Origin of the sequence: Bacillus cereus group sp. MYBK5-2 (assembly GCF_051915685.1) — a bacterium.
GTDB classification, from domain to species: Bacteria; Bacillota; Bacilli; order Bacillales; family Bacillaceae_G; genus Bacillus_A; species Bacillus_A cereus.
The window spans coordinates 37,721-57,199 of the sequence record NZ_JBQAFE010000002.1 but is presented as its reverse complement, the minus strand read 5'-3'; the positions used below and the strand labels follow the sequence as shown (position 1 = coordinate 57,199).

Genomic DNA, 19,479 nt, shown 5'->3' with positions numbered 1-19,479 from the left:
GCATCAATAATGTAAGCTTGGAAATCCAAGCTTACATTATTTTTTGCTTTCCCTTTTCTAATAAAAAGAGTATACTAGTTTAGAACGTATGTTCTTAATGATTACATACAGTAAGGAGATAAGACAATGGTATACGATACAAAAGCAATTTCTTGGAATGAGTCTTTAAAACAACTTCAACGCCGCTATACAAACAAACAAGTTGACCGAAAAGAATTTGAGGATATTGAACTGATGGAATTCTTCCGCGATAACGACTACATTTCTTTACCTACACATATAAGTGGCCTATCAAAAACACGTTTTACTTCTTACTCTATTTTCACAACTGAAGATAAAGATCGTAAAGTTGGCACACTTATTATTGAGTATGTTGAAGACGATAATAATAATTTATGTGTTGAACAACTATACTTCGTTTAAACTATAACGCTTGGTCAAAATGACCAAGCGTTCTTGCTTTCTATGAATCTCACTGTATATAATATGAATAAAAGAAAACCGCTATCATTAAGGGGGGATATGCTTGCTCGAAGGATGGTTCAGTTGGTTCATTGTATTATGGACGGTTATTTTATTAGGGCTTATGTCTATCGGTGGATACTTTATGTTCAGAAAATTTTTAAAACGATTACCAAAAGAAGACGGCATGTCCATTTTGGATTGGGAAGAACACTACATAAATAAAACGAGACATTTATGGGCTGACGAACAAAAACAATTGTTAGAAGAGCTTGTAAGCCCTGTTCCAGAACTATTTCGCGATGTTGCAAAATCAAAGATCGCTGGAAAAATCGGTGAACTAGCATTACAAGAAAATGCCTCTCAAATTACACAAGACTTAATTATTAAAGGATATATCATTGCCACACCAAAGCGTGATCATAAATTTTTAATTAAAAAACTACAAGAAAAAAAGATTGATTATTCTAACTATCAATCTTTACTATCAAAATATCCCTCATAAAAAAGATTGCTAAGTTATAGCAATCTTTTTAACTTACAGTTACTGATTTTACAGCTGTTAATCTAGCCTCTGCTAAGTCTATTTGTAAACCGACAGCACCAGCGTAAATATAATCAAATGTATTTGGGATATTCACGGTAGTAGAAGTAGATCCAGCTGTTAACACGCCATTTGCAGGAACATTTGTCACATCAAATTCCGCACGACGGTTAGTCGCAGAAGTACCAATTGGCATATTTCTATCCCCAAAACTTCCGACTGTATTTAAATTTCCTAAATAATTATTTACCTGTGAAGCAAAAAAGTTGTTTATTACATTATTTGGCCCCGAAAGCCCCGTACCATTTAAATTAAAATTGTCACCCGTTGCATCTGTATCACCATTAATCGCCATTGTAAATACACGAGCATTAACCGGTGCTACAGATGGAGTGATGAAATTTGAAATCGTCGCTGTCTCACCCAATGTAGAAATGAGTAAACCAGTATATAAACTAACATTCCTAACAGGATATGAATTATCACGATACACAACAATTAATGCCCATCCTACTCCTGTCCCTTGCGTCGGAGGATTTGCTGTTGGTATTCTTTCTACAAAATAATCTCCTGTCGCTCGGTTTGAAAGTCCTTGCAAAATACTTGTTACATTTGCAGCACGTGTATAAATGGTGCCTTGAAATGTTCCACTTGATCTCGTCTCTCCCCATGCAGAAACACTCGTAATTGTATGAGTGACCCCATCCGGTGTTTGTAAAGTAGGTATGTTGTTATTTACTACAGTTTCTGTCACAGTTGCACTCAATGTTCCTTGCCAAACTAACATAGCAAAATCTACAGTTGCTGTTGCTGGTACATCTGTTACTGAAGGATTAAGCCTTGCCCAAGAACCATTTAATGCCCAATCATTTGTCGTTCCTGCAAAAGTTAATGGATCTGCCGAAGAAGGAACTCCTGCAAAGCTTAAACTTGTATCTCTTGTTATTAATGCATTGTACTGATAAGCCGTCGCTGTTGTAATACCACGCATGCCAACTGTATTCCCTGTGTGCGCCATAAATAAAGAGTCCGTTTTCGTATATGTTTGTACAAAAGCCAATAATTCCACTTCCCTTCCATATAAAATAAATATTTATTCGCTATTTCATTTAATGCGAACAAGGAAAAAAAGTTACATTTGTATACGTAACGCAAAGAATAATTTAGGTAAAAAAAAGCCTTTGCCTATTCCTATCCATATAAATTTGAATAGGATGCAATGACGAATTCATTTTATACTAATATTTTCACATAGTATTGTTTCTGGATGATTAAAATAATACTGTTTGTAAATATTCTATTCCTTGACCGGATTGAAATTTATACAGAAAGGACGAATCTAATGGCAATAGCAACAATAGGAAGTCGTTTAACCTATACAATCGTTGTCCAAAATACTGGAACACTTCCTGCCCAAAACGTTACATTTACAGACCCCATACCAGCTGGCACCACTTTCGTTCCAAACAGTGTGACTGTTAATGGCACTCCAACAGCTGGGAATCCCTCAGCTGGAATTCCTATCAATAATATTCCAGCTGGTGGTTCTGTTACAATTACTTTTCAAGTAGATGTAACAAGTATTCCTGCCCCACCTATCGCCAGCAACGTAGCATCATTTGGATATGAATTTCAACCTGCACCCAACGCACCCACTATCACACGTACAACAACAAGCAATATAGTTAATACAGATATTTTTACAGCTAATGTTGCATTAATGAAAACGGTTAACAAAACAATTGCTACCATCGGTGATACGATTACGTATACCATTACAGCAACTAACCAAGCACCATTAGCTGCTAATAATGTTACCATTACAGATACACCTCCTGCTGGCACTACTTTTGTACCAGGTAGTGTTACAGTTAATGGTACGTCTACTACAGACAATCCTGCTACTGGTATAAACATTGGAACGATTGCAGCTAATGGAAATGCAACCATTACTTTTAAAGTTCAAGTTAATAGTTTACCTGTGCAAAATCCAATTCGAAATAGTGCTTCATCAAGCTTTCAATATAGTCCACCTGGTCAACCTCCTATTAATAGAACGTCAACTAGTAATATTGTAGAAACATTAATTAATGCCGCTATCATTAATCCATCAAAAACGGCAAACCAACAAATTGTAAATATTGGTGACATTATTACTTACACGATCACAATCCCAAATAACGGTAACATTTCAGCAACAAATGTTTCAATTACTGATCCAATTCCTACAGGTACTACTTTTATTCCTAACAGCGTTACAGTTAATGGTACTACACAACCTGGCGTAACCCCGACAAATATTCCAATCGGTACTGTTGCAGCTGGTCAAACGTCGACCGTTACTTTTCAAGTTCAAGTCACTTCCCTTCCAGCTAACGGAACGATTACGAACGAAGCAAACATAACCTATACGTCACAACCGAACCCAACTGAACCTCCAACAACTACTACAACTACACCACCTCCAACTAACACTTCTGTCCGAACTGCAATTGTAAATCCAATAAAAACTGCTAATCCACAAATTGCTGATATTGGTGATATTATTACGTATACGATTACCTTACAAAACATGGGAAATATTCCTGCTACAAACGTAATTGTGACTGATCCAATTCCTGCAGGTACCACTTTCGTTCCAAATAGTGTGACCATTAACGGCGTTACTCAACCCAGTATTATCCCCTCTGGTGGGATACAAGTTGGAACTATTAATTCAGGTTCAACAGTAAACGTTACATTCCAAGTCCAAGTCACTTCCCTTCCACAAAATGGGGTAATTCGAAATGTTGGAAATACAACCTTTACCTATCAGCCTGACCCAAGTAAACCTACAATTACAACAACAAACCCAACTCCACCTACTACCGTTCCTATTAATACGGCCATTATTAATCCTGTAAAAACAGTTGATAAAACTGCTGCTGATATTGGTGACATCATTACGTATAGTATTACATTTAATAATGACGGAACCATTCCAGCTACTAACGTAATATTTACTGATTCAATCCCTGCTGGCACTACTTTCATTCCAAATAGTGTAGTTCTAAATAATAACCCTGTTCCAAATTCGAATCCCGCATTAGGGATTACTGTTGGTACACTAAATCCCGGTGAAACAAAAACACTATCATTCCAAGTTCGTGTTACACAAATCCCTGCTGGCAGTACCATTATAAACGAAGCTTCAACAACTTTTACGTACCAACCAGATCCTATCCTACCTCCTGTAACAACTACTGAACCAACTCCACCTACAAGTGTAACTGTCAATACAGCAACAGTGAATCCTACGAAATCTGCAAATCGAGCTTTTGCTGATATCGGTGATATTATTACGTATACCATTAGCTTACAAAACAACGGAACTGTTCCAGCTACTAATATTGTCCTAACAGACCCTATTCCAAATGGAACTACTTTCATTCCAAATAGCGTGACTATTAACGGGGTTTCACAGCCAAATACAAATCCTGTCACAGGTATAACAGTAGGTACATTGGATCCTACTGAAGCAGCAACTATATCTTTTCAAGTTCAAGTTATTAGTGTTCCACCAAATGGTTTAGTTGAAAACCAAGGTATCGTTTCCTTTAATCATCTTGTAAATCCTAATGAACCTCCTGTTACAAAAATAAATCCTACCCCAAAAACAGAAACAGCCGTTAATACTATTATTTCAACTCCAACTAAAACTGCCGACAAACGAGTTGCTGATATAGGTGATACCATTACGTACACTATCACATTTCGAAATGGTGGTACCGTTCCAGCTACTAACGTTTCACTAACAGACCCTATCCCTAATGGAACTACTTTTATTACTAATAGTGTGACCGTTGATGGTGTTTCCTCTCCGGGATTAAACCCAGAACTTGGCATTCAATTAGGTACGGTAGCTGTTGGGGAAACAAAAACAATCACCTATCAAGTCCTCGTTACAAATTTCCCACCAAATGGAATAATTGAAAACCAAGCATCGTTCACCTATCAATATCAACCAAATCCAAGTGAACCTCCTGTCACTTCAACCACACCAACACCTAATGTGAACGTATCTATTAACAACCCAAATCCGACAACTACAAAATCTGTAAATCGCCAAATAGCTGATATAGGTGATACAGTTACTTTCACCGTTACTTTCCAAAATAAAGGAACCGTCCCTGCTACGAATGTTATTGTGCAAGATACGCTTCCGCAAGGTGTTTCATTTGTTCCAGGTAGTACTGTTATTAATGGAATATCTCAGCTTGGCGAAAATCCTGAGATTGGCATACCGATTGGAACTGTTAACCCTGGTCAAAATATTACAGTTACGTTCCAAGGTGTAGTAAATAGTATCCCGCCCGGGGGAGTTATTAGAAATCAAGCAAATATAACATTCACATATGAGCCAAATCCGAATGAACCTCCTGTTACAACAACTATTACAACTCCTGAAACAGAGACGGTAGTTAATACCGCAACACTAAACCCACAAAAAACAGCAGATCGCTCCTTCGTTGCATTAAATGACATTATCACCTATACCCTTTCTTTCCAAAACGTTGGCACTGTTCCAGCTACTAACATAACCATCACAGATTCTATCCCAGCTGGTACCACGTTTATTCCAAATAGCGTTACCATTAATGGTATTTCTCAAGCAGGAATGAACCCAGCGTTAGGAATTCCAATCGGTACTTTAGCACCAGTCGAAAGAGTTACTATCACTTTCCAAGTTCAAGTCGTTAGCATTCCACCTAGCGGAATCATAAATAACCAAGGAAGTGCTACATTTAATTATCAAACTGATCCGACTTTACCTCCTGTTACGCAAACAGAAACAACACCAGAAACCACTACTCCTATTCAAACCGTAGTCATTAATCCAACAAAAATTGCTGATTTAACGTTTGCAGAAATAGGTGATACTGTAACTTATACTGTCACTTTCACAAACCAAGGCACAATACCTGCTACAAATGTAACAATTGCAGACACTTTACCTCCAGGTACTTCTTTTGTTACAAATAGCGTTACAATAAACAATGTGACTCAACCTGGTGTCAGTCCAGTCACAGGAATTCCTGCTGGAACAGTTAATCCTGGTGAGACAATTACAGTTACTTTTCAAATTCAAATAAACGCTATTCCCCCTAGCGGAAAAATAGAAAACACAGCAAGTGTTACCTATACTTCTCAACCTAATCCAAGTGAACCTCCTATCACAACAACAGAAACGACTCCTACGGTAACAATACCTGTTCGTACCGCTAACCCGAATCCACAAAAAACAGTAGATCGTGAGTTTGCAAGTATTGGTGATACGCTCACTTATACGATCACCCTTCAAAATACTGGTAATATACCTGCAACTAATGTCATTATTACAGATTCTATCCCTACCGGAACTACATTTATCCCTGGTAGCGTTACGATTAATGGCCTTCCACAACCTAATTTGACCCCTGAAATAGGAATCCCGGTTGGCACATTAAACCCTAGACAAATAGTGACTGTTACTTTAGAAGTACAAGTAACAGCTTTACCACCAAATGGCATTATCTCAAATGAAGCAAATGTCACTTACACATCTCAACCAGACCCTACTCTTCCGCCTATTACAACAACAACACCTACTCCAATCGCAGAAACAATTGTACAAAATGCAGAGTTAGAGTCAGCTAAAATAGTAGATTTACCAGTCGCTAACATTGGAGATGCACTCACGTATACGATCACTCTTGAAAACATTGGAAATATTCCTATGACAAATGTATCTGTCATTGATCCACCACCAGTAGGTACACAATTTATTGTGGATTCCGTTACAGTAAATGGTATTCCACAACCAGGTATTGATCCAAGTATTGGAATACCTATCGGTACAATACAACCGAATCAAATAGTAACCATCACATTCCAAGTAACGATTACGAATATACCGCCTAACGGGGTTGTTACAAATGTTGGTTCAGTCAACTTTACCTCTCAGCCTAATTCAAATGAACCTCCTATTACAGAAACAGAAGCAACACCACCTGTTAATACTGAAATCATTAACAGCATTATTAATCCAGCAAAAACATCTGATAGAAACAACGTTGATATAGACGATATCATTACGTACACCGTTACATTCCAAAACTTACAAACTGTCGAACTAACAAATATCATTTTCACAGATTCGATTCCAGTTGGTACGACTTTCATTCCAAATAGTGTAACAATTAATGGTATCCCAACTAGTGATGTTAATCCAGCTCTTGGCATTCCTCTTGGCACATTAAATCCTAGTCAATCAGTTGTTGTAACTTTCCAAGTTCGCGTTGTTTCCATACCCCCTAACGGAATTATTATAAATGAAGCTACTATCACCTACACATTCCAACCTAATCCTGGAGAACCTCCAGTAACAGTGACTACTCCAACGCCTCCTACTACTACCAATGTCAACACGGCAACAACGAACCCTACAAAATCCGCCGATAAAGTATTTGCTTTATTAGGTGACACAATCACCTATACAATCTCCTTACAAAACACAGGAACTGTCCCTGCAACAAATGTACTCGTAACCGATCCTATTCCAGCTGGCACTACTTTCATTCCGAATAGTGTTACGATAAACGACGTTACACAGCCAGGTATTGTTCCTAGTTCTGGAATTCTTATCGGTACATTAGAACCTAACACTTCCGCCGTCTTAACTTTCCAAGTCCAAGTAACATCGATACCACCAACAGGCTTTATCGAAAATCAAGGAACAGTTTCATTCCAATACCAGCCAGATCCTACTAGACCACCTGTATCTATTACTACGCCTACACCTACTACAAAGACGCAAGTAAGTGAAGTTACTATTAATCCTAACAAACAAGGTAACCCTCAAACTATTAATCTTGGTGATACTGTCACATATACAATTACGTTCCAAAATGTCGGGAATATTAATGCGACAGATGTTATTATTACAGACCCTACTCCAGCTGGTACTACTTTCATTCCGAATAGTGTTACGATTAATGGCGTTTCTTCGCCTGGAGCAAATCCAAATAGTGGTGTAAACGTCGGGACTGTTACTCCAGGACAAATTGTTACGTTAACTTATCAAGTTACTGTAACCGCACTACCGCCCGATGGTATTATTAAAAACACTGCAACTGTCACTTACACATTCCAGCCAAACCCTGGCGAACCCCCTATTACGATTACAGATCCTACTCCAACTGTTGAAGTATCCGTTATTACACCTACACCTAACCCAAATAAACTAGCTGACAAACAAATTGTAGATATAAATGAAATCATAACGTATACTGTAACCTTCCAAAATCGCGGATCAGTCCCTGCAACTTCCGTTATCATTACTGATCCGTTAGCAAATGGGCTAACATTTGTTCCAGGTACCGTTATATTAAATGGTATTCCTGATCTTGGAGCAAATCCTATAGAAGGTATACCTGTAGGTACAGTCAATCCGAACGATACAATTACTGTTCAATTCCAAGCGAGGATAACAAGTGTACCACCTGGTGGTATCATTCGAAATCAAGCAACTGTTACTTTCACATATGAACCAATTCCTGGTGAACCACCTGTTACTATTACAGACCCTACACCAATTAACACAACGAACGTAAACACAGCTATATTAAATCCACAAAAAACAGCTACGCCGAAAACAGTTACTTTAGGTGATATCATTACGTATACGATTTCTCTCCAAAATACAGGTACCATTCCTGCTAATAATATCGTTGTAACTGATACAATTCCTGTCGGGACTTCGTTCATTCAAGACAGTGTTACGATTAACACTGTGCCGCAACCAACCGCAAATCCATCCACAGGCATCCCGATTTCAACACTTGCTCCTTCTGAATCAGCAACGATTTCTTTCCGTGTCCTAGTTACTTCAATTCCCCCAAGCGGAGAGATCCAAAACCAAGGTAACGTTTCATTCCAATACCAACCAGATGCTACTAAACCACCAGTATCCGTTACTACGCCTACACCTACTACAATTACTCCTGTAAATGTTGGAACTATTAATCCGATAAAAACCGCTGATAAATCCGTCGTTTCCGTGGGTGATACAATTACGTTTACTATCACATTCCAAAACGAAGGTACGATTCCCGTGACTAGTATTTCTGTTACTGATTCACTTCCTGCAGGTACATCATTCATTCCAAACAGTGTTACAATTAACAACATTCCAGTCCCAAATGCAAATCCATCTACAGGAATTCCAGTTGGAACTCTTAATCCATCAGAATCAGTAACTATTTCATTCAAAGTACAGGTTATTACACTTCCACTTAATAAAATGATTACAAATATTGCATCCATTACGTATACTTCTCAACCTGATCCTACTAGACCACCTGTCACAACAACAACTACAACACCACCAATTACGATAGAAGTAAACCCTAATGAGCCAAACACATTTATTAAGACCGCAAATGTAAATAGCGCCAATCTCGGTGATTTCATCACATATACACTTACCTTTACTAACAATGGCACCATTCCGGCAAATAATGTACTCATTACCGACCCACTTCCTCCTGAAGTTACTTTCTATCCAAATTCAGTAACAGTAAATGGAATAGCACGTCCCGGAACTAACCCAACTATTGGTATTCTTATCAGCACTGTTAATCCAGGCGAATCTGTTGTTGTCCGTTTTATCGTTCAAGTAACAGCAGAGCCACGAAATGGTCTCATTCGAAATACCGCCCGCATTCGCTATACACTCAGACCAGATCCTACTCAACCACCGATTTCTGTTGATGAGACTTCAGAGCCAAACATTATTCCATTTATCGGTCCGTTCGTCTCACCAAATTTAAATTGCTTTTTTAATGGTACACGTTTTATACGCCGCGGCTGGGATAGAAGGTGTTAACAATATAAAATAAAAAGACAGCGTCAAAAAACGCTGTCTTTTTATTTTATACATATACAGTTTTTAAGTTAGCTTCATATCTTTTTCATTATAAAAACCATCTTCTTTTTCCATTTCCTTCTGTAATTTCGTAAAGGAACGATACATTGCAATTCTCCATGACACAATCATCGCAAACGCAAGTAAGAAGAACATGCCACTAAGTTGTCCTAAATCAAGAGATTGACTTAAGTAGGTTTTAAATACAATCCGCACTACAAGTAATCCAATTAATATGAAAACAAAGGCTTTTGAACGCTTCAAATAAATCTCTTGTCCTCTAATTTCAAATTTAGATGTTTTAATAAGAAAAATAGAGAAAATCAAACCGACACCAATTGCTTCTAACATTTCTGCTGGAGTTAATCGAAATTCAGGAAAAACATACATCAATGCACCCGTACTCATAAAAAATGGTGGAAGTATAATTTTTTTCAATGTTGCAGGTTTCTTAGCTGCTTTTAAACGAATAAACATCGCACCGACAGCCATACAAACAGCAACGATACTTGATAAAAGAACTATGTTCATATTTTCTCATCCTTTTTTGTGGCTATATGCAAAATATACTTTCATTATATGCTTTTCCGTTAGTATTTCCAACATTTTCGCAGAATAATACTAAAAACCGGTAAAACCACCAAATAAACTTGAGAAATATACGATAATTTTCGTCATCCAGTTAAAGTATAGGAAGACCCCCATAACAATCATAATATATCCTCCGACTTTCATGAAGGCCATACTATTTCTTTTAATCCAAGACATTTTCGTAATAAAGAATGACAGTACGAAAAACGGGATAGCAAATCCAAGTATGTAAGCAATCATGTAAATCATTGCTGATTCTGGGTTTGTTGCTGCTAATCCAATTACAGACACTAGAATTGGTCCGGTACATGGCGTCCACCCTGCTGCAAAGGCTAATCCAATTAGTACTGATCCAAAATAGCCACTTGGACGATTTTTAAATGTAAATTTACGGTCTTGCATTAAAAATTTCGGCTTAAACACCCCGACAATAATTAAGCCGAACACGATGATAAATATACCACCTAACTGTCTGATTAAATCTTTATAGTCAGTAAAGATTCCTCCAATAAAACTTGTACCAAATCCAATTGCAATAAATATAATTGAAAATCCAAGTAAGAAAAACGCTGTATGTATCATACTTCTTTTGCGAAGCATTGCATTTTCTTCTTTCAATTCAGAAACCGACATACCTGTTATGTACGATAAAAATGCCGGATAAAGCGGTAAGCAACATGGGGAAATAAATGATAAGAACCCGGCACCAAACGCTAAAAAAATACTAATATCTTGCATCATTCCACTCCTCTCCCTAAATATTGTAACAAAAACACATAAAAATACTATGAACAATTCGTGAAATCACTTTTACAACGTGGCAATAAGAAAAACCGTACTTCCTCACAGTTTCTAATAAAACGTTTTCATTTCCTTCTATTATATAGAAAAAACTCAAATGGATTATGAAACTCCTTTAATTGTCACTACCATAACAAAGGTAACATAGTTTCTCAAATAATTAGCACGTTACTAGTACGTCTATATACATATTGGTTTAAAAAATATTTTTTTCAAATGCTAGCTCTATACAATGCAAAGTTGATTTTATAATACTTCTACTATTAATAATTTCAAGATTATGCATAAATATCATACTTTTATTATTATTCTATAAAATGTCATACTTTTCTTTCATTTGACCCTTTATTTCTAATTTTGTATACTTCCCTCTAGTTATATATTTTCGATACGGAACAACTTCATATAGATGGGAGGAATTTTTCATGCTTCGTTATTCTCTTTTAGTTTTATTAGGAGCGTGTAGTTATGGAATTTTAGCTATTTTTGTTAAGCTTGCATATGCAGAAGGATTTTCACTTGGAGAGGTAATTGGCAGCCAATATTTGTTCGGTTGGATTATTTTGCTTGCTATTACACTTCTATTTTCTAGACATCGCGTTCCTTTAAAGCAAGCATTACTTTTATTCGTTGCAGGAACATCTGCAAGTTTTACCGGAATTTTTTATTATGCTTCATTAAAAACTGTACCAGCTTCTATTGCAATTATTCTTTTATTCCAATTTGTTTGGGTCGGAATTATCATTGAAGCAGTCGCAACAAAAACATTACCTTCAAGAGAAAAAGTTATTTCTGTTATTTTCTTACTTGCAGGGACATTTTTATCAAGTGGTTTACTTGAACAATCAGCAGGTGCTTTCGATACGACTGGGATCATTTTAGGTTTATTATCTGCAGTTACATTCGCAACATACATTTTCGTGAGCGGAAAAGTTGCTGTTGAAGTACCTTCATTACCGCGCGGTGTTCTCTTAATGACTGGTGCTTTAACTTTAGTCATGATTATATTCCCACCAACATTTATTTTTAATGGTGCCATTTCTCAAGGTCTTTGGAAATACGGTTTAGGATTAGGAACATTTAGTATCGTAATTCCATCTATTGCCTTTACAATCGGTATTCCAAAAATCGGTTCTGGCTTAGCAACTATTCTTAGTGCAGCGGAACTACCAGTTACAACAATTATGTCAGTATTCGTTTTAAAAGAGGCTGTACTATCTTCACAATGGTTCGGTGTATCACTTATTTTAATCGGGATTGCAATCCCGCAAATTGCATACGCAATGCGTGGACGTTATCGTAAACATCATACGCATAAAAAAGTCGCAGCATAAAGTGAAACTTTAATTAGTTGAACCAATCGGACTGCCCATTAATACGGGATAAACGAGAGAGGATTTTCATTTGAGAATCCTCTCTTTTATTGTTGTATACTTATGATAAATATTTTGCTGAAGAAAGAAGGCATACTACATGGTATCTATTTCAAATCAACTAAAAGAAAAACTTATTTCCATCCGTCGACATTTACATGAGTATCCAGAACTATCATATGAAGAGTTCGAAACAACAAAAGCAATAAAAAATTGGTTAGAAGAAAAAAACATTACTATCATTGACTCCAATTTAGAAACAGGAATTATCGCTGAAGTGTCTGGTAATAAAAACGGACCAATTGTAGCAGTTCGTGCTGATATTGATGCCCTTCCTATTCAAGAAGAAACACATTTGTCCTATGCATCTAAAGTACGAGGGAAAATGCATGCTTGTGGACACGATTTTCATACAGCTGCCATTTTAGGTACTGCTTTCTTATTAAAAGAAAAAGAATCTTCCCTAAATGGAACGGTTCGCTTCATATTCCAACCAGCTGAAGAAAGTAGTAATGGCGCTTGCAAAGTTATTGATGCTGGACATTTACGTAATGTGCAAGCGATTTTCGGCATGCATAATAAACCTGATTTACCAGTAGGTACAATTGGCATTAAAGATGGTCCACTGATGGCTGGAGTTGATCGATTCGAAATTAAAATTCACGGAGTTGGTACACACGCGGCTGTACCAGATGCTGGCGTAGATCCTATTGTCGCATCCTCTCAAATTGTGATGGCACTGCAAACAATTGTAAGCCGAAATATAAGTTCATCTCATAATGCGGTTGTTAGTGTTACAAATATTCACGCAGGAAATACGTGGAACGTGATTCCTGAAAAAGCTACGTTAGAAGGAACGATTCGCACGTTCCAAGCTGAAACACGTGAAAAGATTCCAGCACTCATGGAGCGTATTATTAAAGGTGTATCTGATGCATTAGGTGTAAAAACGAAATTCCGTTTTTATTCAGGTCCTCCTGCTGTTCACAACGATAAAGCTCTTACAGACTTATCTACTCAAGTTGCCACAAAGATGAATCTTAATATCATCTCGCCTAGTCTATCAATGGCTGGAGAAGATTTCTCATTTTACCAACAGGAAATACCAGGTTCATTCGTCTTTATGGGAACGAGCGGTACACATGAATGGCATCATCCTGCTTTTACAATTAATGAAGAGGCACTGCCTATAAGTGCAGAATACTTTGCTTTACTAGCCGAAAGAGCACTTAAACAATTCTCATAAAAAAAGCCGTTCAAAGTGCATCTCAGCACCCTGAACGGCTTTTCTTATTAAGTTAAATCACGTTTTAAAAACACAGTATATGAAATACATAAAAATACGAACAAATAAAGTAGCAACATACATGATGCAAACGGGAATGTTACTCCATCAATAAAACTTCCATTCTTTGAAATACTATATAAATCTGTGTTTGCTGGCAATAAATATTTCGCCCAGTTATATCTAGTGGCTGCTAATAACGCAATATTGCCTGATAAAGCAAGGAATAGTGAAATACCAATTGCACCTCCACTAGATCTCGTTAACACAGAAATCATAAATGCAAACGATGCGTACACAACCGTTGGTAACCACGATAAAACATAATATTTACTTGCTTCTACAAAAATGTTTTGTTTTATTATATTTCCATCTTGGAAAATAAACTCACTCCATGCAGGCTGTTGGAATTTATAAATAACAAGTCCACATAAAGCGGAGAAGATCATATTAAATATAAATAATAAAGCTGCAAATATAACGATTGCTAAAAATTTTGCTGTTAAAATTTTAAAGCGACTCGCTGGTCGTATCGTTAAAAATTTATATGTTCCCCAGCTATATTCATTCGCAAAAATTGTACTTGCATACACGAGGATAAATGGGAGCAAAATTGGAAATACGATAAAACCTGTATCTCTCATGAAAGAAAGTGGAGAACTGCTTGCCGGTGCTGTATCCGTATCTAAATGCTTCATCTTAAGCTGGTATTCTTTTACAAGCTCATCCCCTGATTTTTCTGCTAAAATAGCTTCTTTTTTCATGCCAAGCTTTTTCTCAATTTCTACAGTTCGTTCTGTATAATCTACTTTCCATCCTTTTGTTTCCGGTTCAAAATACTTTACCGTAACCCATCCTAATCCGATTATTAATACTGCAATAACTGCAAATGGAATAATCGTTCGCTTCCGCTTAAATATTTTATACAGTTCGTTATATACTAAATTAAACAATATCTTTTCCCCCTGTTAATTCTAAAAATTGCTCTTCTAACGTTTTTCTTTCTTCATATACACGATACACTTGAATATTTTTCTCAAGCAATGTACGAATAACATTTGGGATTTCTTCATCTTTTACATTAATAAGTAATTCATTATCTTTTACTAAAACATCATGCCCTAATATTTCTGCTGCTTTATTCGCATCATCTACACGTATACGGATCGTCTCCATCTCTTCGCTTTGGCTATGCTGAATATTTTGCGTAGCCACATATTCCCCGTGCTGAATAATGATAACTCTGTCACACATTAATTCAACTTCTGAAAGTAAGTGACTTGATACAAGTACAGCTTTTCCTTGTTCATGTGCAATTTTTTTTATGTACATTCTCATTTCATGTATTCCACTAGGGTCTAATCCATTTGTCGGTTCATCTAGTATCAACACGTCTGGATCGTGAATAAGTGCCTGAGCGATTCCTAAACGTTGTCTCATGCCAAGTGAATACGCTTTTACTTTGCGATCAATTACTTGTCCCATCCCTAACAATTTCACTACTTCATCGATACGTTCTTCGGTCACATTACCATTCATTCGTCCGAAATATGTTAAATTTTCATAGCCGCTCAAAAAAGGATAAAATTCAGGTGTCTCAATTACCGCTCCAATTTTCGCAGCTGTTTTTTCGAATTGCTGTTTCACAGATTGACCATCAATCCATACTTCACCTTCTGTCATACGGATCATACCAACCATCATTCTCATTAAAGTCGTTTTTCCAGCACCGTTTGGTCCGAGTAAACCGACAACCTCGCCTTTTTTCACTTCAAAACTAATATTTTGTACAAGTGTCTTTGATCCGATTCGCTTCGTTAACCGATCGACTTTTACAATTGATTGTTCATTTGTCATTCTATACAACCTTTCCTTCCCATTCTTTGTCAGGTCTTTTCACTGTAACATGATTATTTTTATGTGTAAAATGGAAAAAGGCATGATTTCTCATGCCTTTTTCTTGAAATGCAACGAATTTTTATCTTGTAAACTTTGAACAAATCGAAAACATTGCACCATCGATAATAGAAGGATAACAATCATAATTATACTCACTACTACTATTGCATATATTGTAATCGGTGCACTATTTATCCCTTGTATTCCTGCTATTCTTATAAAGATAATCGTAAATAATTTTAAAAATAACATCCCATTAACTAATCCAAAAACAAACGCTGCTCCATAAATGAATAATTGCTCCTGACATAATAAACATAGTACATCATTTCTCTTCCTATTCTCTTCTACATAAGATTTAACTTCTTCTTTCCTCACTTGCAGAAGAGAATAAGTCATTTTATATGTAATAAACGTACATATGAAAATGACTACGATAAACAACGTGTAAAAACACATTTGAAATAAAAGCGTAGTCCCTAATTCCCCAGCAACTACTTCATTAAATTGTAACGATATCATAAAAAACAAAATCATAGTACTCATAGCAATCCACATAAATTGCTTCATCCTTTTGGTAGCAAATGTTCTAATATTTTTTCTCGCTAACCGACATAAAGACATAAAATTCTTCCCCTACCTTATTACATACGCATTCTATACTACTAGTGTATAAAAATATGACATTTTAAACATCGCACTACAATCGGAATTTCTTCTAAGTCTTTAGTCCTAGAAAACGAAATGATAAAAAATCACATTTAGAATATAATTGTAAAAAGGAGGAGATTGCATGCGTATAAAATTACTATCAATCTTGTGTTTATTATTACTCCCAAGTTGTAGCCAAATAAAAAACAATGAAGTTGCCATTGTTGAGCCATACAAATTAACAAAAGAGCAAGCTTCTATTTTACAAATGACTCCTTTTCAAGAAGGAAATAGCATGTTTTATAACGTTACGCTTAAAAATGATAAAGATGAAATAAATGCTACAATTGATTATTATAACAATGGTAAAAAAACAAAAGAAATTGCTAATATAGCTACCTCACATTTTTCAAAAAAGAAAGTAAAGCTTTCTTTTTTACCACCACATTTCCAATTCAATAAAGATATACAAGAAAAAAGGCAGTGGTATATGAATATTGAAGGTGGTTCAACGCTTGTTCATGAAGAAGCACCACCAAGCGTAAATAGCTCCGCAACTACTACAATCCAATCTATAAAAAATTTAAAATACAATCAAAAAACAATTTTAGCTGCTGTAATCCAAACAAGTAAAGAAACTGTAAGCGTCCCTACAATTGACGAAGACAAAGGTATCGATTTACTCTTAAAAGAAAATGAACACGTTTATCTATTTAGTATCGAGCTAAAAAAAGAACAATAAAGCGGAAATGCAACTTAAGTTGCATTTCCGCTTTATTGTTTAACAAGGTGTACTTTTATAAATCTGAATTAACTCCATTTTCTGTTACTACTATTACTCATCTTCTACTTCTATTCTTTTCTTCTCTCTTGCAATTTTTAAAAACTCTAGTAGCTCTGGATTACTATTCATTTTTTTGTAAGCCACTGACATTTCTGCCACAAAATTAGAATCATATAATTCTTTATATACAACTTCTGTTTTATATAACTTATTTGCCGATACGGGTATTACTGTAATTCCAATCCCTGCTGCTACAAGCCCCATAACTGTTTGATACTCTGTTGCTTCTTGTACAATACGTGGACTAAATCCTACTTCTCTGCAAAGAGATAAAATTGTATCATACAAAGCTGGCCATACTGGTCTCGTAATAAATACAAACGGCTCATCTCGTAAATCTTCTATATGTATTTCATCTTTCTCTGCAAGTGGATGTGCCTTTGGTAAACATAAGGTGCAAGATAACCTTTGAATTGGCTCTAATTCTAATAATTGTGTTGGAATTGGTGGACGTAAAAAGCCAATATCAATACGGTTATCATGAAGTGCATGAACTTGATCTGGTGTTGACAATTCATGTAATGCAACAGACACTCTCGGAAATTTCTTTCTATATTCCCTAACAATTGATGGTAAAATATCATATATCGCCGCACCTACAAAACCAATTGAAAGTGATCCTACTTCTCCCCTTTGCGCACTTTGTGCAACTTCTACTGCTTTTTCAATTTGTTCAAACGCTTTTTTTACTTCTTTTAAAAACATTTCTCCTGCTTCTGTTAGTTCAACCTTTCTTTTCGTTCTTGAAAATAATGTAACTCCCATTTCTTTTTCTAATTGCTGTATTTGTTGACTAAGTGGTGGTTGTGTCATTTGTAAACGAGCAGCTGCCCGTCCAAAGTGTAACTCTTCTGCCACAACAACAAAATATTGCAAATGCCGTAATTCCATTTTTGGACACCCTTTTCACTTTCGATTAATATGTCTAATATATTAATAACATATAATTTATATATTAGACAAATATTTTGAATGAACGTATAGTAGAAATTGTTAATTCTTTTTTACAATTTTTATGTAAAAAAAGAAAGAGGTGGTTACTGTATGAAATGGTGGAAGTTAAGCGGACAAATTTTATTACTATTTTGTTTCGCTTGGACAGGTGAATGGATTGCAAAACAGGCACACCTCCCAGTTCCAGGAAGTATAATCGGTATTTTTTTATTATTAATTTCGTTAAAATTTAACCTAGTTAAAAAAGAATGGATACAGGACGGAGCAGATTTTTTATTAAAAGAACTTATTTTATTTTTCATCCCTTCTGCAGTCGCTGTCATACGTTACAGAGATACACTAACACAATATGGAATCGATCTCATTTTAATTATTATGATTAGCACTCTTTGCGTTACCTTAGTTACAGGACTTTTAACAGAATTGCTACTAAAGCGGAAAGGATCAACGCAATGATCGGATTTCTTTGTTTACTATTAACACTATTCACATATTGGATATCAAAAAAAATGTATCAACGTTGGAATTGGAGTCTACTTTCTCCTCTTCTCGTCTGTCCCATTATTTTAATTGCTTTATTGCTCGGATTAGATACACCTTATGAAACATATGAATCTGGTGGTCACTGGTTAACTGAATTATTAAAGCCCGCAACAGTTGCTTTTGCATGGCCAATCTATAAATATTTTGATTTATTAAAGAAACATGGAATGGCTATCTTACTTAATGTCATTGTCGGTTCGTTTTTATCAGTCATTACTTCAGCACTACTAGCAAATTATTTTCAAATTGATTCATCACTAGAACATAGTTTAGCGCCACATATCGTAACAACACCAATCGCAATGGCTATTTCAGAAATGATTGGTGGTATGTCACAATTAACTGCTGTATTTGTCGTTTTAACTGCCTTAACAGGAGCATTGCTCGGTCCTTCTCTCATACGTATTTGCCGTATTAAAACAGCAATCGCAAAAGGTATTATGTTAGGAACGAGCGCAAATGGAACCGGTACATCAAAAGCATTCGAAATCGGTCCTGTGGAAGGAACAATTGCAAGTTTATCCATGCTTTTAACAGCAGGCGCTAGTTTAGTTATCGTTCCGCTTTTCTTGTCTTGGATACATTAAA

General features: G+C 36.0%; 16 protein-coding genes. 8 read left to right on the top strand and 8 right to left on the bottom strand.

What is annotated here, in order from left to right:
* Positions 1 to 126: 126 nt before the first annotated feature.
* Together ACTFP3_RS08620 and ACTFP3_RS08615 are read left to right on the top strand one after the other, a co-directional pair.
* Positions 127 to 423 (top strand): hypothetical protein, encoded by a 297-nt coding sequence (locus ACTFP3_RS08620; RefSeq protein WP_000262400.1) that lies wholly within the window; start codon positions 127 to 129, stop codon positions 421 to 423.
* Positions 424 to 526: 103 nt separating this feature from the next.
* The gene (locus ACTFP3_RS08615) at positions 527 to 967 is read left to right on the top strand and encodes a DUF2621 domain-containing protein (protein ID WP_153582455.1); all 441 of its coding nucleotides are present in this window, start codon (positions 527 to 529) and stop codon (positions 965 to 967) included.
* Between the two features lie 28 nt (positions 968 to 995).
* Here the strand turns inward: ACTFP3_RS08615 and ACTFP3_RS08610 are convergent, their stop codons facing one another.
* Entirely contained in the window at positions 996 to 2,066 is a 1,071-nt protein-coding gene (locus tag ACTFP3_RS08610) for a hypothetical protein (protein ID WP_440010051.1), read from the bottom strand.
* A 282-nt stretch (positions 2,067 to 2,348) separates the two neighbouring features.
* Between ACTFP3_RS08610 and ACTFP3_RS08605 the strand changes: the two genes are divergently transcribed.
* Entirely contained in the window at positions 2,349 to 9,911 is a 7,563-nt protein-coding gene (locus tag ACTFP3_RS08605) for a DUF7507 domain-containing protein (RefSeq protein WP_440010049.1), read from the top strand.
* Positions 9,912 to 9,974: 63 nt separating this feature from the next.
* On the opposite strand, the gene ACTFP3_RS08600 is transcribed toward ACTFP3_RS08605, so the two are convergent.
* From ACTFP3_RS08600 to ACTFP3_RS08590, 3 genes are all read right to left on the bottom strand, one after another.
* Complete coding sequence (locus tag ACTFP3_RS08600; RefSeq protein ID WP_001028440.1) at positions 9,975 to 10,481, bottom strand: CcdC family protein; 507 nt, start codon at positions 10,479 to 10,481, stop codon at positions 9,975 to 9,977.
* A gap of 90 nt (positions 10,482 to 10,571) precedes the next feature.
* Positions 10,572 to 11,279, bottom strand: a complete 708-nt coding sequence (ccdA, locus tag ACTFP3_RS08595) for a cytochrome c-type biogenesis protein CcdA (RefSeq protein ID WP_001152676.1) — start codon at positions 11,277 to 11,279, stop codon at positions 10,572 to 10,574.
* A gap of 16 nt (positions 11,280 to 11,295) precedes the next feature.
* Complete coding sequence (locus ACTFP3_RS08590; protein WP_071732505.1) at positions 11,296 to 11,445, bottom strand: peptidase T; 150 nt, start codon at positions 11,443 to 11,445, stop codon at positions 11,296 to 11,298.
* A 322-nt stretch (positions 11,446 to 11,767) separates the two neighbouring features.
* Here ACTFP3_RS08590 and ACTFP3_RS08585 point away from each other — a divergent pair, with 322 nt between their 5' ends.
* Positions 11,768 to 12,676 carry an EamA family transporter gene (locus ACTFP3_RS08585; RefSeq protein ID WP_440010047.1) on the top strand — a complete coding sequence of 303 codons (909 nt, stop codon included), beginning with the start codon at positions 11,768 to 11,770 and terminating at the stop codon, positions 12,674 to 12,676.
* 139 nt (positions 12,677 to 12,815) lie between these two features.
* A complete protein-coding gene (locus ACTFP3_RS08580) occupies positions 12,816 to 13,961 on the top strand; it encodes a M20 peptidase aminoacylase family protein (protein ID WP_440010044.1) in 1,146 nt (381 codons plus the stop codon).
* Between the two features lie 47 nt (positions 13,962 to 14,008).
* On the opposite strand, the gene ACTFP3_RS08575 is transcribed toward ACTFP3_RS08580, so the two are convergent.
* From ACTFP3_RS08575 to ACTFP3_RS08565, 3 genes are all read right to left on the bottom strand, one after another.
* A complete protein-coding gene (locus ACTFP3_RS08575; protein ID WP_000482759.1) occupies positions 14,009 to 14,953 on the bottom strand; it encodes an ABC transporter permease in 945 nt (314 codons plus the stop codon).
* Entirely contained in the window at positions 14,946 to 15,857 is a 912-nt protein-coding gene (locus ACTFP3_RS08570; protein WP_000180622.1) for an ABC transporter ATP-binding protein, read from the bottom strand. Before ACTFP3_RS08570 ends, ACTFP3_RS08575 begins: the two co-directional genes overlap by 8 nt.
* Positions 15,858 to 15,947: 90 nt before the next feature.
* Positions 15,948 to 16,523, bottom strand: a complete 576-nt coding sequence (locus tag ACTFP3_RS08565) for a hypothetical protein (protein ID WP_000050632.1) — start codon at positions 16,521 to 16,523, stop codon at positions 15,948 to 15,950.
* A gap of 169 nt (positions 16,524 to 16,692) precedes the next feature.
* Between ACTFP3_RS08565 and ACTFP3_RS08560 the strand changes: the two genes are divergently transcribed.
* The gene (locus ACTFP3_RS08560) at positions 16,693 to 17,292 is read left to right on the top strand and encodes a histidine kinase (RefSeq protein ID WP_086412324.1); all 600 of its coding nucleotides are present in this window, start codon (positions 16,693 to 16,695) and stop codon (positions 17,290 to 17,292) included.
* A gap of 93 nt (positions 17,293 to 17,385) precedes the next feature.
* Here ACTFP3_RS08560 and alsR read toward each other — a convergent pair whose 3' ends face one another.
* Complete coding sequence (alsR, locus tag ACTFP3_RS08555) at positions 17,386 to 18,285, bottom strand: acetoin biosynthesis transcriptional regulator AlsR (RefSeq protein WP_000423234.1); 900 nt, start codon at positions 18,283 to 18,285, stop codon at positions 17,386 to 17,388.
* Between the two features lie 153 nt (positions 18,286 to 18,438).
* Between alsR and ACTFP3_RS08550 the strand changes: the two genes are divergently transcribed.
* Entirely contained in the window at positions 18,439 to 18,804 is a 366-nt protein-coding gene (locus ACTFP3_RS08550) for a CidA/LrgA family holin-like protein (RefSeq protein WP_000872365.1), read from the top strand.
* The gene (locus ACTFP3_RS08545; protein ID WP_000578954.1) at positions 18,801 to 19,478 is read left to right on the top strand and encodes an LrgB family protein; all 678 of its coding nucleotides are present in this window, start codon (positions 18,801 to 18,803) and stop codon (positions 19,476 to 19,478) included. Before ACTFP3_RS08550 ends, ACTFP3_RS08545 begins: the two co-directional genes overlap by 4 nt.
* Position 19,479 lies beyond the last annotated feature (1 nt).